Source organism: Microcoleus sp. w2-18bC1 (assembly GCF_036700365.1).
Taxonomy (GTDB): Bacteria; Cyanobacteriota; Cyanobacteriia; order Cyanobacteriales; family Microcoleaceae; genus Microcoleus.
Window position 1 is genome coordinate 1 of the sequence record NZ_JAUBOS010000080.1, and the last position, 26285, is coordinate 26285.

Annotated in this window: 16 protein-coding genes; 7 read left to right on the plus strand and 9 right to left on the minus strand. The window is 46.7% G+C overall.

All coding sequences use genetic code 11. From position 1 onward, the window contains the following. Window positions 1-155: 155 nt before the first annotated feature. Window positions 156-1514, plus strand: a complete 1359-nt coding sequence (locus QT979_RS25655) for an ATP-binding protein (protein WP_333312071.1) — start codon at window positions 156-158, stop codon at window positions 1512-1514. 253 nt (window positions 1515-1767) lie between these two features. Beyond that, entirely contained in the window at window positions 1768-2298 is a 531-nt protein-coding gene (locus QT979_RS25660) for a hypothetical protein (RefSeq protein ID WP_333214443.1), read from the plus strand. 116 nt (window positions 2299-2414) lie between these two features. Here QT979_RS25660 and ilvD read toward each other — a convergent pair whose 3' ends face one another. Continuing rightward, window positions 2415-4100, minus strand: a complete 1686-nt coding sequence (gene ilvD, locus QT979_RS25665) for a dihydroxy-acid dehydratase (protein WP_333312072.1) — start codon at window positions 4098-4100, stop codon at window positions 2415-2417. A gap of 447 nt (window positions 4101-4547) precedes the next feature. Here ilvD and QT979_RS25670 point away from each other — a divergent pair, with 447 nt between their 5' ends. After that, a complete protein-coding gene (locus tag QT979_RS25670) occupies window positions 4548-5390 on the plus strand; it encodes a pentapeptide repeat-containing protein (protein WP_333214465.1) in 843 nt (280 codons plus the stop codon). 94 nt (window positions 5391-5484) lie between these two features. Beyond that, window positions 5485-6348, plus strand: coding sequence for a sulfite exporter TauE/SafE family protein (locus QT979_RS25675; protein ID WP_333214447.1), 864 nt, complete (start codon window positions 5485-5487; stop codon window positions 6346-6348). Window positions 6349-6519: 171 nt separating this feature from the next. Here the strand turns inward: QT979_RS25675 and QT979_RS25680 are convergent, their stop codons facing one another. Next, window positions 6520-7317, minus strand: a complete 798-nt coding sequence (locus QT979_RS25680) for a hypothetical protein (RefSeq protein WP_333312073.1) — start codon at window positions 7315-7317, stop codon at window positions 6520-6522. A gap of 323 nt (window positions 7318-7640) precedes the next feature. On the opposite strand from QT979_RS25680, the gene QT979_RS25685 reads away from it, so the two are divergent. After that, window positions 7641-7967: a hypothetical protein gene (locus QT979_RS25685; protein WP_333312074.1), complete on the plus strand. Its 327-nt coding sequence runs from the start codon at window positions 7641-7643 to the stop codon at window positions 7965-7967. A 59-nt stretch (window positions 7968-8026) separates the two neighbouring features. Further along, window positions 8027-8566: a GIY-YIG nuclease family protein gene (locus QT979_RS25690; RefSeq protein WP_333202972.1), complete on the plus strand. Its 540-nt coding sequence runs from the start codon at window positions 8027-8029 to the stop codon at window positions 8564-8566. 322 nt (window positions 8567-8888) lie between these two features. On the opposite strand, the gene QT979_RS25695 is transcribed toward QT979_RS25690, so the two are convergent. From QT979_RS25695 to QT979_RS25705, 3 genes are all read right to left on the minus strand, one after another. Continuing rightward, complete coding sequence (locus tag QT979_RS25695; RefSeq protein WP_333312075.1) at window positions 8889-10211, minus strand: response regulator; 1323 nt, start codon at window positions 10209-10211, stop codon at window positions 8889-8891. 105 nt (window positions 10212-10316) lie between these two features. After that, window positions 10317-14444: an ATP-binding protein gene (locus tag QT979_RS25700; RefSeq protein WP_333312076.1), complete on the minus strand. Its 4128-nt coding sequence runs from the start codon at window positions 14442-14444 to the stop codon at window positions 10317-10319. Between the two features lie 484 nt (window positions 14445-14928). Beyond that, window positions 14929-20439 (minus strand): PAS domain S-box protein, encoded by a 5511-nt coding sequence (locus QT979_RS25705; protein WP_333312077.1) that lies wholly within the window; start codon window positions 20437-20439, stop codon window positions 14929-14931. Window positions 20440-20668: 229 nt separating this feature from the next. On the opposite strand from QT979_RS25705, the gene QT979_RS25710 reads away from it, so the two are divergent. Continuing rightward, entirely contained in the window at window positions 20669-24481 is a 3813-nt protein-coding gene (locus QT979_RS25710; RefSeq protein ID WP_333312078.1) for a glycoside hydrolase family 2 TIM barrel-domain containing protein, read from the plus strand. A gap of 260 nt (window positions 24482-24741) precedes the next feature. Here the strand turns inward: QT979_RS25710 and QT979_RS25715 are convergent, their stop codons facing one another. From QT979_RS25715 to QT979_RS25730, 4 genes are read right to left on the minus strand one after another with little or no spacing between them, the layout of a single operon-like run. Next, on the minus strand, window positions 24742-24987 hold the full coding sequence (locus QT979_RS25715; RefSeq protein WP_333312079.1) for an HNH endonuclease: 246 nt from the start codon (window positions 24985-24987) through the stop codon (window positions 24742-24744). A gap of 50 nt (window positions 24988-25037) precedes the next feature. Then, window positions 25038-25472, minus strand: coding sequence for a KGK domain-containing protein (locus QT979_RS25720; RefSeq protein ID WP_333312080.1), 435 nt, complete (start codon window positions 25470-25472; stop codon window positions 25038-25040). Window positions 25473-25500: 28 nt separating this feature from the next. Beyond that, entirely contained in the window at window positions 25501-25866 is a 366-nt protein-coding gene (locus QT979_RS25725) for a type II toxin-antitoxin system PemK/MazF family toxin (RefSeq protein ID WP_333228262.1), read from the minus strand. Beyond that, on the minus strand, window positions 25847-26050 hold the full coding sequence (locus tag QT979_RS25730; RefSeq protein ID WP_333228264.1) for a hypothetical protein: 204 nt from the start codon (window positions 26048-26050) through the stop codon (window positions 25847-25849). Before QT979_RS25730 ends, QT979_RS25725 begins: the two co-directional genes overlap by 20 nt. Window positions 26051-26285: the final 235 nt, after the last annotated feature.

The window sequence follows — 26285 nt, forward strand, 5'->3', positions numbered from 1 at the left end:
TATATTTAACTCGGCTTGAAGATATCGATCGCTCTTATTCTTGATGTGCGATCGATTATTCAGCAAGCCCTAATTATCTTGCTCGAATAGAAAGAGTTAATAAAAAAATCATTGTATTGCCAAATAACCCCGCTAAACAACTTGTAAAACGTAAGTTGCTGTCGAATTTAGATCGAGATAAAATAGGGTTGGAACTAGATAGGGCGGTCAATGATATAGCAGAAATTATCGATCGCGCCCAAGAGCAAGAAGATGCAGGGCGGGAGGATCTGCTGCGAGCCCAGACGCTGCGGGTGCAAATAATTTTGGGTAGCATGGCACTGTCAATCATCGTTGCAGCAGTGCTGGCGGGCTTCACCAGTCGGGCGATCGCCAAACCCCTCGCGGCTGTAACTAAAATCGCTCAGCGGGTGACTGAAGAATCTAATTTTCAGTTGCAAGTACCAGTTACCAGCACCGATGAAGTAGGAGTATTAGCAACTTCGCTGAATCAACTGATTCAAAAAGTAAATCAGTTGCTCAAAGAATTGAAATCTGAACAAGAAAGCCAGATACTTCAAAATGAGAAAATGGCAACTTTGGGGCGGATGTTAGCCGGTGTTGCTCACGAAGTTAACAACCCAATCAATTTTATCTATGCCAATATCGCTCCTGCAAGAAATTATGTTGAAGATATTTTAGACTTGCTCAAAACTTACGAAACAGAAATTGCCAACCCCCCTGCAGCAGTGCTGGCGAAAGGCGAAGAAATAGACATCGATTTTCTCAAAGAAGATTTGATAAAAATATTTGACTCAATGCAAGTAGGCGCTGAAAGAGCCAAAGCTATTATCTTAAGTTTGAAAGATTTTTCTCGCCTCGATGAGGCAGCCCCTCATCCCGTCGATTTGCACGCCTGCATAGACAGCAGTTTGCTGATTCTCAACAGCCGCATCAAACAGGGCATTGAAGTGGTGCGAAATTACGGGAATATTCCGACTGTGGAAGGCTATATGGGTTTGCTTTACCAGGTATTTGTGAACCTTATCAACAATGCACTAGATGCTGTGGAAGAGAAAGCAAAAAGTGAGAAGTCCAGCTCAGCCGAGGCGAAAAAACAATCGGCTTCGGAGTCACTCCAGGAAGCACCGAGTTTTTCGCCGAGGATTGTGATTACTACAGAATACTTGGACGACGACTCAGTGCTAGTGCGAATTTCTGATAACGGTACGGGAATAGCACCAGAGAGCCAAGAAAAAATGTTTGAAACATTCTTTACTACTAAACCGAGAGGTGTAGGTACGGGTTTGGGATTGGCAATTGGTCGCGAAATTATCGTTAAAAAACACGGGGGGACAATTAACTTTTGGTCTGAGGTGGGAACGGGGACGGAATTTTCGATAGCCCTGCCGATTAAGCATGAGGATTTAAGGCAAAATACGCTCTTACAACCTCCAGTTGCTCGTGAATATAATTCCCTCGGCAACGAGAACGTGCCAACCAAGCCCAAAAAAAGAGGAACTGTAAAAACTTAAAAATTATTCGTTTTAATCCCTGTTTCAAAAAAGAATGCAACTGCAAGCACGCTCCGCAATCTGATGTCAGAATTCATTCCCCATCTAAAATCTAAAATCTAAAATCTAAAATGGTATGAGATTGCTTACTAACTGGCTGTCGCTACCCCACTAAATGAGTGATAATACCCAAATCACAACTATTTTCAGTAATCTTGAAAAACAGGAGTTGCTATAATTTTAAGTTGAGCAATCACTGTACGGAGCGAAAATGATGGGACTATTTGACCAAATTTTGAGCGCGATCGACAATCCCAACCAACAAGCAAGCCCCAATCAGTTGGGCAACATTCTCGGTGCGGTAGAGCAGTTGAGCGGCAACCAGGGCGTCAATGCGGGTACGACTCAGTTGGCGATGTCGGTTTTGGGCGGATACGTGCGATCGGCATTACAAGACGTGCGATCGCAGTCAGGAGACGCACAAGCTCAACAACTTGTCAACCAATTTAGCGGCACAAATCCCAACCCCCAAGCGGTACAGAGTTTGTTCGGAGCCGGCCAACTCACGCAAATAGTGACCGATATCGCCCAAAGAACCGGTTTGAATAACGCCACAGTGCAGGCGATGATACCTGTTTTGGTGCCGCTCATACTGAATTTGCTACAAACCGGCGGCAACGCCCAAAATCCAGCCCAGGGCGGAAATCCCGTTTTAAATACGTTTTTAGATGCAGATGGAGACGGCGACGTAGATATTACTGACGCCATGTCGATGGCAGGCCGCTTTTTGAATCAGCGCCCTTAATTTGGAATGTTTTAACCGCAGATATCAGCGGATGGACACAGATGAACGCAGATAAAATCCTATCTGCGTTCATCTGCGTTTATCTGGCTTCATCGGCGGTTAAAAAAATTCCTACTTTAACCCAAACCCAAATCAGTCACAGCACCAACACTGCTAGAAGAAACCAACTTAGCGTATTTAGCTAAAACGCCCTTAGTATAGCGAGGTTTAGGAGGCTGCCAAAGAGCGCGCCGCTGCTCCAATTCTGCATCAGAAACATTGAGCTGCAACAAGCGATTGTTAGCATCAATTGTAATCGAATCACCCTCTTTTACTAGAGCAATTGTCCCGCCAACTTGTGCTTCTGGTGCAACGTGACCGACCACCATGCCGTAAGTTCCGCCAGAGAAGCGACCGTCAGTAATTAATCCTACAGAATCGCCCAAACCGGCGCCAATAATTGCCGAAGTTGGTGCTAACATTTCGCGCATTCCCGGTCCGCCTTTGGGCCCTTCGTAGCGGATGATAATCACATCTCCGGCTTGAATTTTGCCGGCTAAAATTGCATCCAAACAATTTTCTTCAGATTCAAATACCCGCGCCGGGCCGGTAATTTGCGGTTTCTTAACGCCAGTAATTTTAGCAACGGCTCCTTCGGTTGCCAGATTTCCCCTGAGAATTGCTAAATGCCCTTGGGCGTACATCGGGTTGTTCCAAGGGCGGATGACATCTTGGTCGGTGCGGGGTTCGGCTGGAATATCCGCTAACACTTCAGCAATAGTTTGACCGGTAATTGTCAGGGCGTCTCCGTGCAGTAAACCCTTTTCTAGCAGCATTTTCATTACTTGAGGAATGCCGCCAGCTTTGTGCAAATCGGTTGCTACATATTTGCCGCTGGGTTTGAGGTCGCACAGCACTGGTACTTTCGCTCTAATAGTTTCAAAATCATCGAGGGACAACTCCACTCCGATGGCATTGGAAATGGCCAATAAATGCAGCACAGCGTTGGTTGAACCGCCGACTGCCATGATTACAGCGATCGCATTTTCAAAGGCCTTGCGAGTCAAAATTTGGCTCGGTAACAACTGTTTGCGGACAGCTTCCACCAACACTTTTGCAGATTTGGCAGCGCTGTCAGCTTTTTCGGCATCCTCAGCAGCCATTGTCGAAGAATAAGGCAAACTCATGCCCATCACTTCAAAAGCGCTCGACATGGTATTTGCTGTGAACATTCCGCCGCAGGAACCCGCCCCCGGACAAGCATTCTGTTCCACTGCGTTGAGTTCTGTTTCGTCAATTTTGCCCGCGCTGAATTGACCGACCGCTTCAAAAGCGCTGACAACGGTTAAATCCTTTCCGTTGTGGTGTCCCGGTTTGATCGTGCCACCGTAGACAAAAATAGCAGGAATGTTCATGCGGGCGATCGCAATCATCGCCCCCGGCATATTTTTATCGCAGCCACCGACAGCCAGCACACCGTCCATACTTTGGCCGTTGCAAACAGTTTCGATGGAATCAGCAATCACATCTCTCGACACCAGAGAATATTTCATCCCTTCTGTTCCCATCGAGATCCCGTCGCTGATAGTAATCGTACCGAACATCTGTGGCATGGCGCCGGCTTCTTTTGCACCCGCAATAGCCCGCAAAGCGAGCTCGTTCAATCCCATATTGCAGGGCGTAATCGTGCTATACCCGTTGGCAATCCCCACAATCGGCTTAGTGAAATCGCCGTCGCCAAAACCGACTGCCCGCAGCATTGCTCGGTTGGGCGCGCGCTGCACGCCCCCAGTCACAGCTTGGCTTCTCAAATTTTCAGGCATTTTAAGATTTCCTTTCTCTGTTGATAGTTGACAGTTGAGAGTTGACAGTTGACAACTGGCAGTTGACAGTTGACAGTTGTCAACTGCCAACTGTCAACTGCCAGCTCGCCCAAAAACGAATACAAGTTTCCGATAATCGTCGTGGTGAGCCCATAATTTTAGACCAAAGTTCCGGCTCCCAGATGAATCTGTGGAGCAAATCTAAAATCTAAAATCTCAAATCGACTGACTCAGTGCCGAGCGCCGAGAGTTTTACCCTATTGTTGATTTTCTCAGAAGCTTTGATATTTGTCAGACCTTTTAGGAGGCAGTGGCACAGCAGTGCCGGGAAAGCAATGCAAAGATTCTACAGATACTACAGCGTGCAGAGTGAATACCGTAGTTATCTGGGATGATGTGGTAACACCCATCACTCTAACGTTTAAAAAAAATTGCGAGGCGAATGACATGGAGGCCGATCGAATTCTGAGGCAATATGCGGCCGGAGAAAGAAATTTTCGAGAAATTAACCTCGCCGGGGCCGACTTAAAAGGGGTAAACCTCAGCGAGGCTAACTTTACCAGAGCGAATTTCCAAGACGCAAACCTCAAAGGCGCTAACCTAACGGGAGCGAACTTGCGCGAGGTGAAATTGGCAGGGGTGGACTTGACGGAAGCCAACCTCAGCGAAGCAAATCTCATCGGTACCGATTTGAGCCGTGCCAATCTCACCGGGGCTAACCTGATGGGAGCAAACCTGCGCGGCTCAATGGCCAGAGAAGTCAACATGACGAAGGCTAATTTGACCGAAGCTAATTTGACCGAAGCCAACTTTACTGAAGCGAATTTGTTTGCGGCAAACCTAACCGACGCTAGCATGATTCGCATTAATTTGATGAAGGCAAATTTGAGTTGGTCAACTCTCAAAGCGGTAAACCTGACAAATGCCATTCTCAGCGAGTCGCTTTTAGAAAGAGCTAACCTGAATCAGGCAATTCTTAGCGGGGCGATGCTGAGCGGGGCCAACCTGACTGGTGCAGACTTGCGCCAAGTAACGATGATTGGAGCTAATCTCACCGAAGCTAATCTGAGCAATGCTAATTTGAGAGTTGCTAATGTGAGTTGGTCAACGCTGGCAAGAGCTAATTTGAGCGGTGCTAATTTGTACCGGGCAAAGCTGTGCTGGTCTAATTTTAGCGGGGCTATTTTGGTGGAAGCGGTTTTGATTGATGCTAATCTCAATCGAACTAACTTCCGCGATGCAGACTTGAGGCGGGCAATTATGCCCGATGGCACGACTAATGATTCTTAAAATTTGACTGTTAACTGTTGACTAATGACTAATGACTAATGACTAATGACTAATGACTAATGACTAATGGCTAATGACTAATGACTAATGACTAATGACTATCACTGAATTATTGATGTTGGGTGCGGCGGGAATTTTTGCCGGAATTCTAGCTGGATTTTTGGGTATCGGCGGCGGTACCGTGCTCGTGCCTTTGTTGGTGGCTCTCAATTACGCTCCCGTGGAAGCGGTTGCTACTAGCGGTTTGTCGATCGTGATTACAGCTATTTCTGGCAGCATCCAGAATTGGCGCATGGGCTACCTCAACTTGAGTCAAGTCGCAGGCATCGGATTTCCCGCCGTCATTACAGCACAAATCGGTGCTTATTTGGCGGGGATATTTCCGCCTTACTTGCTGTTACTTACTTTTGGGTTGTTGCTGTGGTTGAATATTTATTTGATTGAAGTTCGCAAGCACCTGACAGCTAAGAAGCAAGCGGAACTAGAACAAGGGGAACTAAGAGGACAAGCGGGACAAGGAGAAAATGCTCAATTACCAATTACCAATCACGAATTACCCCATAATTCAAATATTATATTCCATCCAACTTTTGCTAAAATTGCCACCGGCAGTGCGGCGGGTTTATTAGCGGGTTTGTTTGGCGTTGGCGGCGGCGTAATTATGGTTCCCCTGCAAATTTTGCTGTTAGGAGAAAGCATTAAAACCGCAATTCAAACCAGCTTGGGCGTCATCGTCATCACGGCAATTTCGGCGACGGCGGGACACGCGGCGCGCGGGAATGTTTTGTGGGTTGTGGGGTTAATTCTGGGGGGTGGCGGTTTGTTGGGCGCGCAGGTGAGCACGCGGTTTTTGCCGAGATTGCCCGATCGTATTGTTAGTTTAGCTTTTCGATCGCTCTTGGCAGTGTTATCGATTTATGTTTTCTGGCAAGCTTGGGAAAAATTTAGTAACGGCTAATGGGTAATTGGTAAGGGGTAATTGATAATTGGTAATTGAGGCAGAGCCTCCGGGTATGTATTCCCAGGCTCTGCCTGGGAACAAGGTTAAGGCTACAATGACAGTTGACAGTTGACTACTGACAGTTGACAGTTGACTACTGACTACTGACTAATGACTACTGACTAATGACTACTGACTCAGTTTCTTCACGGCGCGAGTCAGACGCTGCAAATAAGGCTTGACAATTTCTTGATTTTGTCTCTGCAATTCGGAAACTTGCTGCTGCAAATGCTGAATCTCGGTTTGCAACATCCCTGTGTCTATTGTGGGTCGATCGAGCAAGTCCTGCAATTGCTGGAGAGAACCTTGGATTGTATCCAAGTCTACTTCGTTCGATCGCTCCTGTAACTGAGCCGTAATAGTTTTAACTTCAGTTAACTGTTCACCCATCAATAAAAATCGGACGTTGACATTTTCCCAATCATGCTCTCTGAGGGCGCTATTTTCCAAAATGCGGAGTTTTTGCTGCAAATCGGACAGTTGCGTGTGGAAATCCTGAGAATCTGCAGGCAGCGCCTGGGCTTGGCGTTCGAGGGAGGCTACGGCAGCTTGTACCTCGGCGATGACGCCGGATTCCAAGCCCTGGAGTTTCTGCCGCAAGTCGGAGACAGCAGTGTAGAGTTCCGCAGGTTCTCCAGGTAGTATCTGAACTTGCTGCGATCGACGTTCTACTGCGGCCTGTACGTCCGTAATCGCAGAATTTGCCTTTTGTTGCATTTGTTGCTCGAAACGCTGGCGATTGGCGAGATTTATCGATAGTGCTGCGGTTAAGGGGGCGGCAGCGTAGACAATTTGGCCCGACAATCCTGCAGCAATCGTGCCAATAGCGGAACCAGCAACAGAGGCGTATTCTACCAATTCTAGCCAGTCCGGCTGGTTCGGGGCACTTCTCAAAGCTGGGAATGATGCTTTTTCAATCTTCTGCATAGCCTTTTAGTGGTAGTCGGATAGATGGCAATACCGACATGATAAAAGCGATCGGCAAATAAATCAGGCCTCTTTGTCAAAATTTCCTGATTGTGGTATTTTCATTGACCGAAAGCATCCAGGATACAAGCCCCCGACTTTATCCGTGGGGTCAATGCTTCAATTCTTTAATCTAAAATCTAAAATCTAAAATCGATTGACCTCCTGCCGAATACGTTCTGCGTTTAAAACGCTCAGTCTCAGGTAAAATTCAGGATTAAGTCGATCGCTCAAAACAGTTAACCAATAACCGTTAACCGCCATCTGTCAGGAGTATACAGAAAATGGGTCTTAAGATTATTGAAAGCTACGATAGCAGTTTTGTCCTCGAACCAGAGGCTAAAACTGCACTGTTCGGTTTGTTAACCGGTGAAAGCTTTGTCAAACAAGTAGCGCTACAATTGCAATGCTCGCGCATTGAGTTTGCCGAGTTACTTTTTCAGCCAGTCCCTTACAGCAGCGAGACGCCGAAGGGAATGCCTGCGGAATTTGAAAAGTATCATGAATCGAGCGATTTTGCGATCGTCAACGTCCCCCCTAATTTCATGTTCCAAGCCAAAATATTTAAACCCAGCCGCCTCTGTGCAATTTATCGAGTTTTCAAGAGTTAAGTAAAGGCTGGTTAATCTGTGGTTTAATCTTAGATCTAAAATCTAAAATCTAAAATCGGATGACAGAAGACATTCAATCTCTTGCCAGCTTAGAATTCATTCCATACATAGACTCTGAGGGGAAATTGCCCGATTTTGTCCAGGGAAAAATCGGCGTTTACGCGATTTTTGACAGCGAGAAAGTCCTGCAATTTGTCGGCTATTCTCGCGACATTTACCTCAGCCTCAAACAGCATTTGGTACGCCAAACCCAGTATTGCTACTGGCTGAAAGTCCAAACTATTGACAAGCCCAGCCGCACTATTCTAGAAAGCATCCGATCAAGTTGGATTGCCGAAAACGGTTCTCAACCCCAGGGTAACGGTGCAGATGCTGCCAAGTGGAACGATCCCATCGACACCAAAACTGTAATGACTGCCCAAGAAACGGCAAATTATGAAGGTATATTCGCCGATGAAATTGCCAAAGATAAATTGTTGAAAAATGTAGCGCGGCGGGTAGAAAATGAAATTTTCGCGCTGCTGAAAGCTCGGGGCGTAACTGAAGAAATCCGGTTTAATCCTAAGCTGAAAACTAGCGGATTGCTGGATTTAAAGTAAATACGCTCTCTGGTCAATTCCCCACAATCAGCCCGTGTTTGTAATGAGGACTTCTATCAAATCCTGTAGCAAGAGAATGAAACAGTCCTCCCGCTCACCCGGCACTCCGCCAGGGAATGAATTCCACGGGGCTTATAGCAAAAGTCCTCTAAAAGAGGACTAATAAATTATTCAGTCCTCTAAAAGAGGACTTTCGCTTTGAGGCAGGGGTTTCAACCCCTGACGGACTGACAGACTATCGGTTTTACCTTAAACAGATGCTCGCATACAATCTATCTGATATATTCTCTGGATCGGTTAAATTTTAAAATGTTGAAATTTATTAAAATTTAACAGATATCGGAATCTGCAAAATTAACTCGGTTCCTCGGCCCGGAGTAGAAGTACAACTGATTTGACCTCGATGTTTTTCCACTACAATATCGTGACTGATGGCCAACCCTAATCCAGTACCGCGGCCTACAGGCTTCGTAGTAAAAAATGGGTCAAATATCTGGTGGCGTACTTCCTCGCTCATCCCACAACCGTTATCGGCAATGTGAATAACAACGGATTTATAGTTTTGAGTGGCTAATATTGAATCTTGATTGTGCAGCGCAGCTTCTGAGTCAAAACCTATTGAAGTGCTGATGGTAATTTTTCGGGGAGACGATTGATTTTCCAGGGCATCAATAGCATTAGTTAGCAGGTTCATGAACACTTGATTTAACTCACTCGCATAACAGGTGACTCTTGGCAGTTGGCTGTAGTGTTTAATGACCTCTATATCACCAGCTTTGTTTGCTCCCTTCAGCCGATGTTGCAAAATAACTAAAGTATTGTCAATGCCTTCATGAATATCCACTGGCTTGTACTTTTGTTCGCCAAGGCGGGAGAAGTTCCTCAAAGACATCACAATTTCGCTAATTCGAGAAGCACCCTCTGTCATCGAATTCAGCAGTTTTGGATAATCCTCTGCGATGAATTCCGGTTGAATCTCGTCCAATTCGCCGATAATTTCTGCAACGGGGTGGGGGTAGTAATGTCGGTACAATTCGACGAGGCGAAGCAAATCTCGTGCATACTCCGCGGCTAGAGCAATATTGCCGTAGATAAAGCTGACGGGATTGTTGATTTCGTGAGCAATTCCTGCCGCTAGCTGACCTAAAGAAGCCATTTTTTCCTTCTGTATTAACTGAGCTTGAGTTTTCTTTAGTTCAGTTACGCTTTGTTCGAGTTGCTGGGCGTAGGATTGTGTTTGCAGGAATAACTGGCGCTGCACGAGTTGATTTGAGACGCGGGCGAGAACTTCTTGTTCGTGAAACGGTTTTGTGATATAATCTATACCACCAACTTCAAAGGCTTTGACTTTATCTAATACTTCATTCAAAGCACTGATAAAAATAACCGGAATGTCCTTGGTTGTGGGAGCATTTTTCAATGCTTGGCAGACTTGGTAGCCGTCCATACCGGGCATCATGATGTCGAGCAAAATCAAGTCAGGAGGAGTTAACTCGATCGACCGCAGCGCTAGTTTGCCGTCGGGTGCGGTGCGTGTTTTGTACCCTTGCTGCGAGAGTATTTGAGCTAAAAGTTGCAAATTAGCCGGAATATCATCAACAATTAAAATATTCCCTTTTAAGACGGGAGTTGGTTCGTAATTCATATCTAGTTTGGTAAAATAACCTTTATAGGTTTGTAGTGAGTACGATCGCCCGATCGCGTTTTATGAGGACGATGGTACTCATTACAAACCTATCTCATATCCTGATTATTTTGGTTCGGGATGGATGAGAGCTAGTATTTGATTGAACTGAAACTCGTTAGCCAAGGCGGCTAAAGCGCTAGCTAAAGCGTCATTACGATCGCGAATTTGCTCAATGTGGATCAGAATTAACTCTAAATCGCACTCAATTGTGGCTTTCTCTAAAGCTGCCAGCCAATCTGCGGGTAAAGCTGCCAGACTCTCTGGAGTCGGAGCCTCAATTTGAGTTAACTCGGGAACACTCTCCGGTTCACCGTAAATGTAACGCACTCCCAGATGTTTGTGCAGGGTGGCAAAAATTTCTGTATCTCGAAAGGGTTTGTGGATAAAGTCATCGCAATCATCTGATACAGTAACGGTTGGCGCTTCCTCGCCGTTACTGGCACTCACGGCAATAATTGCCGTAGCTTGACCTTTAACGGTGGCTTTAATGCGTTTGGTCGCTTCATGTCCATCCATCACGGGCATCCACATATCCATAAAAATTAAGTGTGGCTCAAAACTCGACCACATTTCAATAGCTTCCATGCCGTTGCTGGCTTCTTCGAGTTCAAAGTCAAAGACAGCGAGGAGTTTAATCAGCAATTGGCGGTTGTCTAATTGATCGTCCACAATCAAAATACGATAGCGTGGCTGGTTGCGTTCCAGGGCTATCACCCGACGCGGTGGCTGTACGGGTTGAGTCGCCGGGGCATCAACGGCGCTGATGGGAATATCAAACGCGAAGGTGGTGCCGCGTCCTACTTCACTGCGTACAGTAATCAGGCCGCCCATCAGCTTGATAAACTGTTGGCTGATAGCGAGTCCCAAGCCTGTTCCTTGCTGAGATTTGGTTCCTGTTTTGGTTTGCACAAAGGCTTGAAAAAGCTGATCTAACTCATCAGCAGCTATGCCGGAACCCGTGTCTTCTATTTCAAAATGTAATTGGTAATTACTGATTGGTAGTTGCTGATTTTCACGGTCTATAAATGCACTTACTCTTAACCTAATTACTCCGTATTTTGTAAATTTAATGGCATTAGAAAGCAGATTAATTAAAACTTGACGTAACTTCATTTGATCTGTTTGCACGTATTCGGGAGTTTCGCTAGAGCAGTCAAATATTAACTGCAATTGTTGCTCCCTTGCCTGGAGTTGAAACATCTCTTCCAAATCGTTCAGCAGGCTGCTTAATTTAAAATCAGTTGGGTTGATTGTAATGCGTCCCGCCTCTATTTTTGCTAAATCTAATATTTGATTGATCAGAGCTAGCAAGTGCTCTCCGCTGCGGTTGATGATGCGGATATTTTCCTGTTGTTCGCGAGTCAGGTTGGTAGAGCGCTGCATCAATTGGGAGAATCCCAGAATTGCGTTTAGCGGGGTGCGGAGTTCGTGGCTCATATTTGCCAGGAAAGTGCTTTTGGCAAGGTTGGCAGCTTCTGCGGCCCAGGCAGCTTGTTGAAGCTGTACTGCTTGCTGTTGAGTGGCTTCTAGCAATTGAGCTTGTTGTAAGGCGACTCCCAATTGAGTGCTAATTTGCAGCCCAATATTGATTTCTGCTTCGCGCCAAGTGCGGGGTACAGAATTTTGATAGCTGGCGAGCAAACCCCAAAGTTGACTGCCGCAAAATATGGGAAAAATAACGTAGGCTCTAGCTTGAAATTGTTTTAAAAGTTCTAGGTAACAAGGACTCAACCCAGCGCTGTATATGTCTTCAATGATGCGGTAAGGGACGCCTCTAGCATACATACCACCTTGATTTCTTTGTAGATAGGTATCCAGCACTGGTTCACCGGAGGCTTGCATAGTTTTCACGGTACAGCGAGAGTCTTCGACGAGAGTGTTTGGCACATTACCATCGTCAGGTTGCATCAGAGATATCCAGCCGGCAGCCATTGATTCGGCAACAAATTGCCCACTCCAATCAGGATTAAAGCGATAGATACCGACACGATCGCATTTTAGGGTTTGTCGCAGTTCAGATGTTGTGGTTTTGAATATTGTGTCAATATCTAAGGATTGACGGATGCGATCGATTGATCGGGCGATGGCTTGTTCTCCCTGGGCGCTTTCTCGCAAAGCTGACTCGGCTTGTTTGCGATCGCTAATATCTAAGACAGTGCCGAACAAACGGATCAACTGCCCTTTTTCATCATAAACAGGTTTCCCTCGGACTTCAATATAACTGAGCGAGCCATCTCTTCGGATCAGCCGCAGATCAATTTCAAAGCTTTGTCCCTTCATCGCTTGATCGCGCACCATTGTCAGATAGCGCGATCGATCTTCGGGATGAAAACGCTCGATTAATTGTTCGGTTGGCAGCGGTTTTTGAGTAGGATCGATCTCATAAATGCGATAGAGTTCTTGACTCCAAGTGGTTGTTGCTGTGGCGATATCGTGTTCCCAACTGCCAATACGGGCAATTTTTTGGGCTTCCAGCAGTCGGGATTCGGCTAACTGGCGATCGCTAATGTCGCGCGCTACCCAAACCGCAGAGCTATCCGACAGCGGCGAAATTTTAGCAGCAAACCAAACTTCTTGGTTATTAATAAGCAGACTGTAATCAAAACTAATAGTTTGTTTGGTTTCCAATGCCTGTTGAACTTGAGCGAAATAAATCTCCTGGCTTTCCTCATGAAAAAAATGTTCGATGATGGAGTCGATCTGATTCGTCTGATAGTTGTAGTGAAAAATCCCCTTGGTGGGTATAATTTGAATAGTTTTTTGTTCGTATTCAAAAATCAATACAATGTCTGTGATAGAATCAAATATTTTTACAATTTGCTCGGTAGAAGTGTAAAGTTTTTGTTCGAGCAATTTGCGATCGGCAATTTCATATTGTAATAGTTCGTTGGCACGAGCTAAGGCGCAGGTACGTTCGACCACTTCGGTTTCTAAAGTGCGATTATAGTCAGTTAAGATTTTTTCAGCTTGTTTGCGCTGTGCGATGTTATAAAAAGCATTGATGGCATAAATAATGTTTCCGCCTTCGTCAAAAATTGGTGTGGCGCGCACCTCAAAAGGAATAAATTTCCCATCTCGATGAAGTTCTACATCTTCAAGGAATACTGTTTCGCCACGCAGTGCTCGGAATGCGGGCAGCTCTTCAGTGGGATAAAGCTGGTTTTGGCGGTAGATTTGATAAACTTCTACTGCTTCTTCTAAAGTCGAATCGGGGATAGTTTCTACGCCGAGCCAATGCTTGGCAGTTTCGTTGAAGTACACGACTTTACCGGAGGCATCGTGGATAGATACTCCCCCAGGTATGGCTTCGATAAATTGCTGGAGTTGGCTCTGTCTGTGCGTTAAAGCTTCATTTAAAGATTTTTGGTCTGCAAAAGCCTGTTGCAGTTGCGCTGCCATAAAATTGAAGGAATTGGCGAGATCTCCGACTTCATCCCAGCGTTTAATTTCTAAAGGTTGATCCCATTTTCCTGTGGCAACATTTTTGGCGGCGGTATTCAAACGCATAATTGGCTTTGTTACCCAACGGGAAGTCAAAAATCCGATCGCGATTGCCAGCGGCAGTGTACCGATCAATAACCACAATGTATGGCGCGTATTTGCTTGAATTGGAGCCATGAAATCAGACTCTGGCACCACCACCACAATCAACCAATCCAAGCCACGGAAATCTCGATAGGGAGTGACACGGACAAACTGCCTATCGCCCTTGTTCGCCAAGGTAAATCGCTGGGTTGTTTGCAGTGCGCGGAAGTTGCCAAATCGGTTGGCAAGTTGTCGAGCAATATCTCGCGTGCGGGCATCCTTGCTGTTGGTGGCTAGCAATGGCGTCGATTGCTTTGTTGTTGGCGTCACCAAGGGTGTTTCTAGTGTGGATGTGGCAATCAGATTGCCCGATCGATCCATAATAAAAGTTTGTCCTGAAGCCGAGAATTGCAGCCTAGGCAGAAAGGTATTGATTGCCGAGAGTCCATTATTATCAGTGAGGCGATCGCTAATTCGCTCTCCTACTTGTTCGATTAGCTGATGCGCTACATCCTCAACTGATTCCTGACTACTTTTGAAAGAAAGATAGCCCACTAGCCCAACAACACTTACCGTTTGCAAAACTAACGGAACAATCAGAACCGTTCGTAGCGGAAGCTTGCTGAAAAATTTGGCGGTTAGGCGGTTGAGCGGATAAATGGGCATGGGTGTGAACCAATTGCGCTGATAATCGTATTTTAACTGCTGGAGCGTGCCTTTCCCTCCAATTGGTGCGCCCTAAAAAATGTAAAATTTTCCGCCCGTTTAAATATAGGCAACTACCAGCGAAGATTGGACGCGAATGTCCAAATTTGCTTCTGTCATTTCTGTTCCTAGCTGTTTGGCATTTAATTCATTTTTACTTACAAAAACAGTGATAACTTTTCTAATTTATTTGGGTGTATCGGCAATCATGTCGTTAATGAAAAGCCAGCGGGGGCGGGTTTATGATATTGTAGATTATGGGCAATTATTATTAGTGAACCCGCCCCTATAGCGGTTCTCAAAAAAGTGAGGTATGCCCTATGCCCTATGCCCTATGCCCATCAGTACCTCATCTTTCTGAGAAAGGCTATACAAGATTTAACATCATACCAATCCGAATCAAACGGAAATGATATTATTTGTGGGTTCAGCGAACCAGATCGCCCTAATGCCCATTTATTAACTTGGCTAAAAGGGTGGCGAAGAGAACGGGTTCGATCGGCTTTGTTAAGTGTTCGTTGTAACCAGTGGCGATCGCCCGATCGCGCTCTTCTTCGCTAGCATAAGCTGTCAGCGCCACGGCCGGCAAGCACTTGATTTTGTCGGATTCGGACGATCGCACTTTGCGGATCAGCGAGTAGCCGTCCTCAACGGGCATACCGATATCGCTGACTAAAATATCCGGCGGCGACTGCTGCAAAATGTCGATCGCCTCCGCAGCCGTTGCCACCGCAGTCGCAGTCGCCCCGCACTGTTGGAGGGCAACCATCAAAAACTCGCGGTTGTCGGGTTCGTCGTCAACTACCAAGACCTTTAAACCAGCCAAAATACCCGGAGGCCTTGAATTGGATTTAGTTTCTCCTCTCAACTGCGGCTGCTTACTCCGACGCTGTTTGAGAGGCAGTGTCACCGTAAATGTCGCACCCTGGTCTTTACCGGGACTTTCCGCAGTCACAGTACCCCCGTGGAGTTGCACCAAGTGCTCGACGATGGCCAATCCTAGTCCCAAACCGCTCTCAGCCTTAGTTTTCGAGGCGTCTGCTTGTCGGAAGCGATCGAACACGTAGGGCAGAAACTCAGCAGAAATGCCCTTTCCGGTATCGCTGACAGTAATTTGCACGTAATTGGGTGATGAGGAACCGCTAACAGCCACCGCAGACAAGCGCAGTTGCACATTTCCGCCCGAAGGCGTAAACTTCACGGCGTTACTGAGCAAATTCCACACTACCTGCTGCAACCTCGGGGCGTCGCCCCACATCAAGCTGACTGCATGGTCAAGTTCTAACGAAACGGTGACAGACTTGGCTTCGGCTGCCAAACGAACTGAATTATGAGCAGCCTCGATCGTCTTTACCATGTAGAACCAGCCGGGTTTCAGGATCAGCTTGCCTTGAATAATTCGGGAAACATCGAGCAAATCTTCCACTAGCTGCATCTGCACCTTCGACTGACGCTCAATGGCTTCCAAACCCGAAGCTAATTTATCTTGGTTGTAGGGATGGGCGCGCAGGATCTGTGCCCACCCCTGAATCACATTTATAGGCGTTCGCAATTCGTGGGAAAGAGAGTCTAGAAACTCGTCTTTCCGGCGGCTGATCGCTTCTGCTTCCGCCCGCGCGGCTTGTTCGCGATCGAGCAACTGAGCGCGTTGGGCCTCGATTTGCTTGCGATCGCTGATGTCGGCGATGATCGACATACAGTTGATGTTGCCCTTGCTGTCGCGGACTGGAGTTGCCCACAAGCTGATGTCGATCAAGCTGCCGTCTTTCCTTTGGCGATGGGTTTCCATCCCGGCGATCGCGTTTCCTTGGCGAATTTTTTTCAAATTAGCAGTGAATTCCTCCCGCTTGTCTACGGGAACGCTGGGCACAAATTGACCTACCGCTTCTGATTCATGCCAGCCAAAAATCCTCTCGGCGGCTGGGTTCCACATTTTCACAGTGCCGTCGTCGCAGTCCAAAACGGTAATTGCTAGGGGACAAGCCTGAATCAAGGCTTCTAAAGTTTGATGGATGTGCGATCGCGCAGCTTCTGCTTCTTTGCGATCGCTGATATCAACGTTCACCCCGATCATCCGCCAAGGCAAACCCCGATCGTCCTGAAACACCTTAGCCCTGCAAGCAATCCAGCCGACGCTTTTGTCCGGGCGGCAAATGCGGAACTCTATATTTAATTTCTCCCCGGAAGCCACCGCAGCTTTTACCTGCTTTTCGGTAACAGCGCGATCGTCTGGATGCACCATTTGGACCCAACTTTGATAGCTGTCTAAACTGCCGGCAGGCAGCCCGTACAAAGCCTCTAACTCCGGCGTACAGGCGACCTCGCAGGTTTGGATGTTTAATTCAAAAGTTCCAATTTTGCCTGCTTGCTGAGCGATTTGCAACCGTTCTTGATTGTGTTTCAGTTCTGCTTCCACCCGCGAGATATCAGTCAAGTCGATGTAGAATGCGACGATCGTCTCTGGTTCGCGATCGTCCGCGTTCAGAGTCGTCCCGCCCATCAGAATCGGCACGCGGCTGCCATCTTTGCGGATGTACTCTTTCTTGAAAGGAGTTGCGACTCCCTTAGCCCGCAGTTCCCCGGCCGCCAAGGCGTCGAGGTGCAGGTATTCGGGGGGGGTCATTCTGTCCCACCGCATTTTACCGGAGAGCATCTCTGAGCGGGTGTAGCCGACCATGTTGAGCAGGGATTGGTTGGCGTAGGCGATGCGGCCGCTAAAATCGCCGATCGCGACTCCGAAAATATTCGACTCGAACAGCCGCCGGAATATGGCTTCGCTTTGCTGCATTACCCGTTTTGCTTGTTTGCGATCAGTGATTTCGGCTACCACAGTGCTGACTCCCAGCAGTGTTCCTGATTCATCGCTCACTGGGTAAAAGCTGATTTGCCAATCCCGCAAAACTCCCGGCTGTTGCTTGGTTTCGGCTTTAACTTCCAAGTCGAGCACGGGGGTTTGCGTCGCCAGGACTTGGCGATAAATCGGCTCTACCATATCGGCCATTTCGGGAATTACTTCTCTCACGGTATGCCCGATGTAATCTGCCATCGATTTGCCGTCGATCGCAGCGAGGCATTCGTTCAGCCGGATGTAGCGCAAATTGGTATCGACAAAGCACAGCCCGACTGGTGTGGTTTTGTAAACTAAGTCGAGTTCTGCTAGTTGGCGGCGAATGCGTATTTCGTTTTCTCGAAGTTGATTTTGGGCTTGTTTGCGATCGGTGATATCTAGTACGAAAAATGCTCCTTTGTCTTGGCATCCTTGGAAGTTTCCGCCGCCGACTAAAACGGGGAAGCGCGTGCCGTCTTTGCGGAGATATTCTTTTTCAAAAGGCGCGCAACTTCCTGATGCTTCGACTTGCGCGAGGGCGATGCGATCGAGTTCTCGATATTCCGGCGCCGTAAGTTCGAGCCAGCGGATCTGTCCTGAAACTAAGTCTTCCCTTGTATATCCGATCATTTCCAGCAAGGCGTCGTTAGCGTCAGTAACTTCGCCGTTGGCATCCCAGAAACCGATGCCGATCATGTTAGATTCTACCACGCTGCGGAAGCGCATTTCGCTTTCCCGCAAAGCTAATTCTGTTTGTTTTTCTGCGGTAATATCTGTAATAATTAGGCCGGCTCCGATTATTTCTTCTCTTTCATTTTTCACTGGGTAGTAGTTGGCTAGCCAGTAACCGAAATATCCCGGTTTCCCATCAGGTTCGCCGCTCATTTCTAAGTTTAAAACAGGCTGGCCGGTTTCTAAAACTTGCTGAATTATCGGCGCAAATTTGGCTGCATGTTCGGGCAACAATTGGCGGAAGTCTTGGCCGAGATGCTGTTCTATCGGCAAACCGTTGAGTTCTGCTAATACTTGATTGATACGGATGAAGCGCATTTCGCGATCCATAAAGCAAATCGCTAGGGGAGATGCTTCTAACAGCGCGTCAATTAAGGCAAAGGATTCGGATGTTTGAGATAGTGCTTGTTGCGCTTCAGTGTAAAGTCTGGCGTTGTCGATGGCGATCGCCACGCGGTATGCTAGGTCTTCTAGCATTGCCATGTCTTCTGCACTGTAGCGACGGCCCAACTTCTGCGTAGTAAAGCAAGTGATGGAACCCATTACCCGCCCGCGAGCCCTCAGCGGTACGCAAGCGTGAGATCCGATATTGAGCGATTGCAATATTTCCAATTCTGCTGCATTTTGGGCTCCTGCTGCTAAAATCTCCTCATCCACTTCGGCAATTAGTTCGGATTTTCCGCTGCTGATTACCAGCGGATAGCCGCTAACAGCATTTTCGGCGCTCAAACTTCGGATGCTGAAGTTATTAATAGTCTCAACCATAGAGGGTTCTGCGTGAGCCACAGCGACTAGACGCACATTTGAGTCGCTTTCGGTCAAATGAATGCAGCACCCATCAGCGATCGAATTTATGGCTAATTCTGCTACCTTTTGCAGCACCGTTTCCCCGTCAAACGCATCAGCCAGCATTTTGCTGACTTCTGCTAAAAATGCCGAGCGCTGCTGTTCTATTTCCGCTTTTTCCCTTGCTGTTTGCTCGATTGTTAACTGCAATCTTTGAGTTTCCGCAAGTTTTATTTCTGTGATATCGCGGGCGACAATTAAGGCTGATTCTGCTACGCCATTTTTGTCAAATTCGGGAACTACGCGGGATTGATAATTTCGGAGGCCATTGATTGAGAAAGCCTGAAACTCGACAATTTCTTCTCGACCTGTTTCTAACACTTTGTGCAGGGTTTCATCCCACATCTGGCACAGTTCCGGCGGCATTCCTATTTCTTGACTGGTTTTACCCAAAAAGAATGAAATTGGTTTTCCTTGGCTTCTTTCAACTGCGTTATTGACGTAAATATAACGCAAATCTTTGTCAGTGCGGATAATTACATCTGGCGTATTTTCTAGCAGCGTTCTGAGTTGCTGTTCGCTGCTTGCCAAAGCTGCTTGCGCTTGTTGTCTTTCGGTGACATCTCTCACCGTACCCACGTATCCGATGAGTTCGCCGGAGTCGGAGAACATCGGCGAGGAACAAACGTTAATCCAGCGCACAATTCCCTGTGGTGTTTGCACGCGATACTCGATCGCATAATCCCCACCTTTCCGAGTATAATTCAGCCATCGGGCCAATACGCGATCGCTGTCTTCCGGGTGAATGCAATTCTCCCAACCGTCTCCTAAAAGTTCTGTTAAACTTAAGCCGCAAATAGCCTGACAGCGAGGGTTTGCATAGGTGTAGCGCCCCTCAAAATCTGCCATAAAAATGCCGACAGGCGAACAGGAACTTAAACAGCGAAATCGTTCTTCTTGAGCTTGCAGCGCTTCTTTAGCTACTGTTAGTTCTGCTGTGCGTTCTTTAACACGACTTTCTAGCTTAGTGTAGGATAAAGCCAGAGCTCTTTCTGCTTCTTTGCGGTCAGTAATATCGATCCCCGTTCCTATCACATATTCTACCAAACCCTCGCCATCTGTCGTCACAGTATTCGACCAAGAGATTAAGCGCTTCTCGCCGTTTTTACTGCGCCAATAGTTTTGATATTCGCTGTGAAAATGTTCGGCTTTGAGGTTGGCAAAAACGGTTTTAACCGACTCTATTTCTTCGGGGATTAAAAACAAATCCCAAACATATTTATTGATGACTTCTGCTGTCGAGTAGCCTGTACTTTTTTCGCAAGCTTGGTTAAACCGGACAATCCGGCCTTGGCTGTCGAGAACTACAATCAAGCAAGCCGTCGTCTCAATGACTTTGGAAATAATCTGACGTTCTATTTCTTGTTCCTGTTCTACGGACTTTAATCCAGCATACCAAGCGCTAACCATTGCAGTGGCAAAAAGTAAGATTACAGGAGCTGCCTGGGATGAAAATAGTAACAGAGTTGTCAGCAGTAAAGCGGTGCCGGCACTCAATGTAGCAATTTTGTAAGATGTAATGGGTGAGGTCAAGACCTGGAACCGACTCATTTTTATTGACCTGTAGCGATGGCGCGATCGCACTATTGCTGATGTCGATGAAACAACCTTGTTAAAACTTAGTTAAAACTAAGTATTTATTTTTTCTATACAAAACCACATTTGTCGGCTCTGTGCCATCTTCCCAGAGACAGATTGGCTGCGGGATTGCTGCTGAAGCAACTGCTATCATAGATCAAGAGACAAATTAGATAATCTAATTTCTGGGAGCAATAAGCGAGTGAATTACAAGCTGGCAAAAATTATCGGGTTATTTTTCGCAGCCGCCACCCTCTTTGGATTCGTCGGTTACGCGCTTCAAAATCCCAACTTTGCCAGCAGCTCAGCGATATCGATCGGCTTCCCCAATCTTACCACCCTGGCCGCCGGGGCGATCGACAATCAACGCTCTCAAATCTATCTTAACGGAACTTGGCAATTTGTCCCCGCACTTGGCAACCTCCAAACCCCCCCCGTCTCCCCAAATTGGGGCTCCGTCTCGGTGCCGGGAGACTGGCAAAAAGAAAACAACGAATCCGTACCCGGAATCATCACTCGCGGCCGCGGCAAAGATTGGGAAAACTTCAACAGCAAACAACTTTCAAAAGCTTGGTATCAGAGAAATATAGACATTCCCGGTGACTGGACAAACCGCAGAATTTTTCTCGACTTAGCCAGAGTCAGCACCGATACAGTCATCTTTGTCAACGGCATTAACTGCGGTCAAATCCCCTGGCCCTACGGCACTATTGAAATTACCAAAGCAGCCAAACCAGGTCAAAACACCCTATCTATTTTAGTAGTGGCAGTATCCGATGAAAAGGAAAAAGCCGTCATCATGGGCCCCACAGAAATCTACACAGAAAAATCCAAGTTGCAATCGCGGGGAATTATCGGCGAGGTACGACTGCTGAGCCTTCCCCCCGGCCCGCTGATTAGCGACGTATTCGTCCAAACTTCCACCCGAAAAAAGCAAGTTAAATTAGATGTAGAACTCAAAGACGTTGCCCAAAGCGGTCAAGTTAAATTAATCGCGGAAATGCTCGACGAAAAAGGCAAAGTACAACAAAAATTCACCGCAACTGCCAAGGTTCAAGCTAAACCAATTCAGACAGTCCAAGTTCAGTGGAATTGGCCAAATCCCCGTCTTTGGGATGTCGGGCAACCAAACCTTTACACCCTGCAATTAGAAGTAAAAGGCAGCGGCATAGACACGCAATACCACCAACCTTTTGGCTTCCGGGAATTTTGGATAGAAGGGCGCAAATTTTTCTTAAACGGAACCGAATTGCGGCTGCGACCAATCTTGCACTCGGATACTTGGCAAGGCGGGACATTAGAAGTGGCTGATAGCCTAATTGACAGCTACGTCAAAGCCGGTTTTAACATAACAGAAATGTGGCCTTGGAATCACGACGAACGGGGTAGATGGCACTTCCGAGAGTTATTTTCCGAAAGAGCAGACCTCAAAGGTTTTCCCATTATGGCTCCCGCTTTAGACATTAGTCCTATCGCTTGGAACGGCAAATGGAAGAACCCCCTGTGGAAAAACCGCTGGAAAGACCGAATGGTGACAGAAATGCGCCGCTACCGCAATCATCCATCAATATTAATGTGGGCGACAAGTCCTAATTTTTTCGGCAACGCTGACGACCTAAATCCCCGTCGCATCGGCAAAAGCAAAGTAGAAGGAACTCTCAGTCCCTCGGACAACCAGCGTTTGCGGGTCAACACTCCGCTAGGAAATGACGCTATAGCTGCGATAAAATCGGCTGACCAAACCAGACCTGTGATGGTACACCAAGGCGCCAACTTCGGTGATGTTTATGCGCTGAATTCTTATTTAAATCTGATTCCCTTGCAAGAACGAGAAGAGTGGATTTCTGAGTGGAGCAAAACCGGGGAAAGACCCTACATGGCAGTCGAGTTTGGGACTCCTCTGCACGCAACGATGATGCGGGCCCGCAAAGGTTTTGGTCTGGCAATTCTCAGCGAACCTTGGATGACGGAGTTTGCGGCAATTTATTTTGGTAAGCAGGCTTACGAGTTGGAAACATCCGCTTATAAATCTAAAATTCGCGAGCAATTTGTCAAGGGTCAGGAGTATCAAAGCTGGCATTTTCAAAAAGAGTTGGATTTTGCACCCGCTTTTCAAAAGTTGCAGCAGTTATTCAGTACAAATACTTGGCGGAGTTGGCGGACTTTTGGAATGTCTGGGGGGATGATTCCTTGGAATGACGGACATGGTTGGGAAGTGTCCGAAGCAGGCCGAAAAAAGGTAGATATTGGGGCATTTCAACCGGGTGGCAGGGGAGTTTATTTGAAACAAGTGTCGAATAATCTTTTGAATTATTTGCAGCCCGAAGCTTACACTGTTCATCCTGGGGGCGAGGCAATTATGAAGAATAATAGCTCGACTTTGGCTTGGATTGCTGGTGCTAGCCCGGTTTTTACTGCGAAAGATCACAATTTGTTTGTGGGCGAAAAACTGGCAAAGCAAGTAGTGTTAATTAACGATACGCGGGCGTCGCAAGAATTTTCGTTTAATTGGCGAGTTTTGGTGGGGGGCAAAGAAGTAAAAAAGAGCGAGCAAAAAGGGAGGATTGAGCAGGCAGGAACACTGTTTTTCCCAATTGATGTAAATTTGCCAAATACCATTTCAAGCAAGGCTGACGGCGAAATTCGCTTGACTGCACGGGTGGGCGATCGATCGCATTCTGATACATTTGCTTTCCGAGTTTTTCCCAAACAATCCAAAAGTAAGGATACGCTGACAATTTTCGATCCAGTCGGCAAAACATCGCCCATGTTAAAACAGTTAGGTTATCAGCTTGTACCGTGGAATGGTTCGCAAGTTTCATCGCTATTAGTTATCGGTAGGGAAGCATTTTCTAGCGGGGAAAAATTGCCAGGAAATGTAGAAAATTTTGTGCAAAGCGGCGGCAAAGCAATTGTGTTTCCTCAACGGAGGGAATGGCTGGAAAATACGGGTTTCCGAGTTGCTGCCCACGTCAGCCGCCGCGCTTTTCCAGTTGACAGCAACCATCCCGCAATTAGCGGTTTAGACAGTGAAGATTTGCGGGATTGGGCAGGGGAAAGCACGCTGCTTGAAGCTTATCCAGATACGATCCAAACTGGCCCTAATTTGAGTCCGGCAAATAAACCTTGGTACGGCTGGCGTTGGGGAAATCGCGGCGGTGTCAGTAGCGCTTCAATTGAGAAACCGCACCGCAGCGGTTGGCGCCCAATTTTGGAATCTGAGTTTGATTTAGCTTATTCGCCGCTGATGGAATTGGATTACGGAAAAGGGCGGCTGATTTTAAACGAGTTGGATTTGGAAGACCATTATTCTGTAGATGCTGGGGCGGCGCAGTTAGTGCAACAAATTGTGAGTTACGGGATGAATTCTCCGGTACTTGGAAAGCCGGATAAAGTAGTTTTAATTGGGGGAGATGAAGATGCCCAAAAGTTGGACAGTTTGGGGGTAATTTATCAGCGCGCTAGTTCGCTTTCTAATGATGTTGGTTTGGTGATTGTGGGGAGAGAAGCGAATCTGAAAGATGCAGATTTGCGCGGTTATTTGAATGCTGGCGGGAAGGCGTTTTTCTTGCCGCGTCAAGTAGCTGCTGCGGGTTTGGGCGTGGGTTTGCAGCAAGCGCAGGATTTCGGGGGTTCGCTGGCGGTTCCGAGTTGGGATGAGGTGAAGGGGGTTAGCGCCTCAGATTTGCGATCGCGCTCTTTTTATGATACTTGGTTGATTAAGTCTGGGGGAGAAATCGGTGCTGAGGGTTTGTTAAGTCGGGTAAAAGTTGGCAAGGGCGTGGCGATTTTTTCTCAGATTGAACCGGACAGTTTGAATGCTGATACTAAGACTTATTTGCGTTTTACTCGCTGGCGGCAAACCAGGGCAAATGCTCAGATTTTGGCTAATTTAGGGGCGAGTTTTAAGGCGGATGGTTCTGTGTTTAACGGTTCGAGTGGGGAGTTTTATCACTGGGATTACAGAACGGATTTTGAGAAGGGAGACGATCCTTATAGGTATTATCGATGGTAGGAAGTTCGGCAGCGGATTTTGTAGCGGATGTAACGGATGTAACTGAGATGTTCCACCATTCTCAATTATTTGCTTAGGAACAGGCTTTTCGGCCTGTTCCACAAGAGATACATTTTCTTGTGGAACAGGCATCTTGCCTGTTCTTGACAATGGTGCAATTTGTCAGCATTGCAGTTATCCAAGCTAGGGATTAAAAGTGCGATCGAACAGAGGTTAGCAATTTCAAGCTTAAATTGCTGATTTTATTATACTGTTAAATATCAAAGGTCAAAGTGACGGCGGAAGCGCGGGTCTAGTTTGTCGGTTTTCTTTTGGTTGCAGGTGCCGCAGAGGGTTTGCAAGTTGCTGATGTCGTTGGTGCCACCGCGCGCTAGGGGGATGATATGATCGATCGTCAGTTGGGTTTCTAGTTTGGTTTGGCCGCAGCTTTGGCACTGGTATTTATTGCGAGTAAATACGTATTTTCTGACTTCTGGGGGAATGGGGATTCTAGGGGTTTTAGTCATGATGATTTTTAACCGCAGATGAACGCGAATTAACGCGGATGTTTGATGGATTAGCTGGGTGAGTTTTCTTGATTGAGAAGTTGGCGACGCAAATCGTCAAGGGGAGATTCTGGTTTGCTAGTTTCTGATTCGTTGTTTTCTGGTGTTTCTTCAACGTCTGGTTCGTCGGGGCAAAACTCTATAGTGACATTGAGTTTGATTTTAATCTTTCCTTTCTTCCAGCCCTGAGCACCCACTCTGAGAATTTCACAATCTATACCTTCACCAAACCAGTTCTCATAAGCAGTACGTAGTTGGTTAGTAGTTAAACCTATATCAATATTTAGATTCTGTTGCCTTAACGTCTCACTAAGTCTCTCTCCTAACACATATTCAGGCCAAGCTCGATTTACTGTTTCCTTGAGTTTTTCTACTTTAAGCATTGCGTTACCGAAAGATAAAGCATCCTCATTACCGCAGTTGTGAAAATCAAATTTATCTTCCATATTCTTGCGCGCCTCGTGTTAGTCCTATTTAATCTACTATTTCTAATTCCAAAGCTACAATCAAACCGCGATTAACGTGGTTTATAGCCTCATTTGAAAGGGAACCCAGTTTCCGGGCAATCATTGACTTGTTGAGGGTAAAAATGGACTCGCACCTAACTACAGACTCAACTCTAATACCAGCTAATACAATTTCATCTCCTGTTATCAAATATTGAGTGGTAGTCAAAGGGCGAGTTGTCTTAGAAGTACAAGGTACAAGCATCACATCGTCAAGAATTTGGTTGAGATTATCTGCCGAAATTATCACAGCCGGACGCAGTTTAAACTGTGTTAGCTGAGTAGATGGCATTGGCACTTGAGCCAACACTACATCACCGCGTCGTAAGTTCATCGGCAAATATTTCGTCATAAATGTCATTTTCCGCACTCAGCCAATCTTGATAAGCTTGGGATACAAGCATCGGCTGAATAGGTTCTTTTCCACTTTTCAAGAAGAGGGCTAGGTTCAGAAGTGTTGCTAACTTATCCTCTGGAAGTTGTTCGATTAGTGTTAAAAGTTTTTGGCGAATGTTCATAGGATTAAAGTCGCTCTTTGTTGGCTATTATAGCACAATAAACACAATAAAGATACCGGGCGAATAGAATTCGCGTCTACACAAACAATGTCCGCCTGCGCGGACTAAGAATGTTTTCAACCCGCGCAGGCGGGTTTTGTCTGTGTAGCCGCGATTTCCAAGAGACTGTTGGCGAATTAAAAAAGGGTGAAACCAAACATCCCATAATCATGGAAAAAAAACTACAATGAGGCAG

Excerpts from the sequence above, each read along its gene's own strand:
- QT979_RS25715 (WP_333312079.1), bottom strand. The coding sequence starts at position 24,987 with ATGACTAAAACCCCTAGAATCCCCATTCCCCCAGAAGTCAGAAAATAC.
- QT979_RS25700 (WP_333312076.1), bottom strand. The coding sequence starts at position 14,444 with ATGCCCATTTATCCGCTCAACCGCCTAACCGCCAAATTTTTCAGCAAG.
- QT979_RS25690 (WP_333202972.1), top strand. The coding sequence starts at position 8,027 with ATGACAGAAGACATTCAATCTCTTGCCAGCTTAGAATTCATTCCATAC.
- QT979_RS25695 (WP_333312075.1), bottom strand. The coding sequence starts at position 10,211 with ATGAATTACGAACCAACTCCCGTCTTAAAAGGGAATATTTTAATTGTT.
- QT979_RS25675 (WP_333214447.1), top strand. The coding sequence starts at position 5,485 with ATGACTATCACTGAATTATTGATGTTGGGTGCGGCGGGAATTTTTGCC.
- QT979_RS25725 (WP_333228262.1), bottom strand. The coding sequence starts at position 25,866 with ATGAACTTACGACGCGGTGATGTAGTGTTGGCTCAAGTGCCAATGCCA.
- QT979_RS25660 (WP_333214443.1), top strand. The coding sequence starts at position 1,768 with ATGGGACTATTTGACCAAATTTTGAGCGCGATCGACAATCCCAACCAA.
- QT979_RS25730 (WP_333228264.1), bottom strand. The coding sequence starts at position 26,050 with ATGAACATTCGCCAAAAACTTTTAACACTAATCGAACAACTTCCAGAG.
- QT979_RS25670 (WP_333214465.1), top strand. The coding sequence starts at position 4,548 with ATGGAGGCCGATCGAATTCTGAGGCAATATGCGGCCGGAGAAAGAAAT.
- QT979_RS25705 (WP_333312077.1), bottom strand. The coding sequence starts at position 20,439 with ATGAGTCGGTTCCAGGTCTTGACCTCACCCATTACATCTTACAAAATT.
- QT979_RS25680 (WP_333312073.1), bottom strand. The coding sequence starts at position 7,317 with ATGCAGAAGATTGAAAAAGCATCATTCCCAGCTTTGAGAAGTGCCCCG.
- QT979_RS25720 (WP_333312080.1), bottom strand. The coding sequence starts at position 25,472 with ATGGAAGATAAATTTGATTTTCACAACTGCGGTAATGAGGATGCTTTA.
- ilvD (WP_333312072.1), bottom strand. The coding sequence starts at position 4,100 with ATGCCTGAAAATTTGAGAAGCCAAGCTGTGACTGGGGGCGTGCAGCGC.
- QT979_RS25685 (WP_333312074.1), top strand. The coding sequence starts at position 7,641 with ATGGGTCTTAAGATTATTGAAAGCTACGATAGCAGTTTTGTCCTCGAA.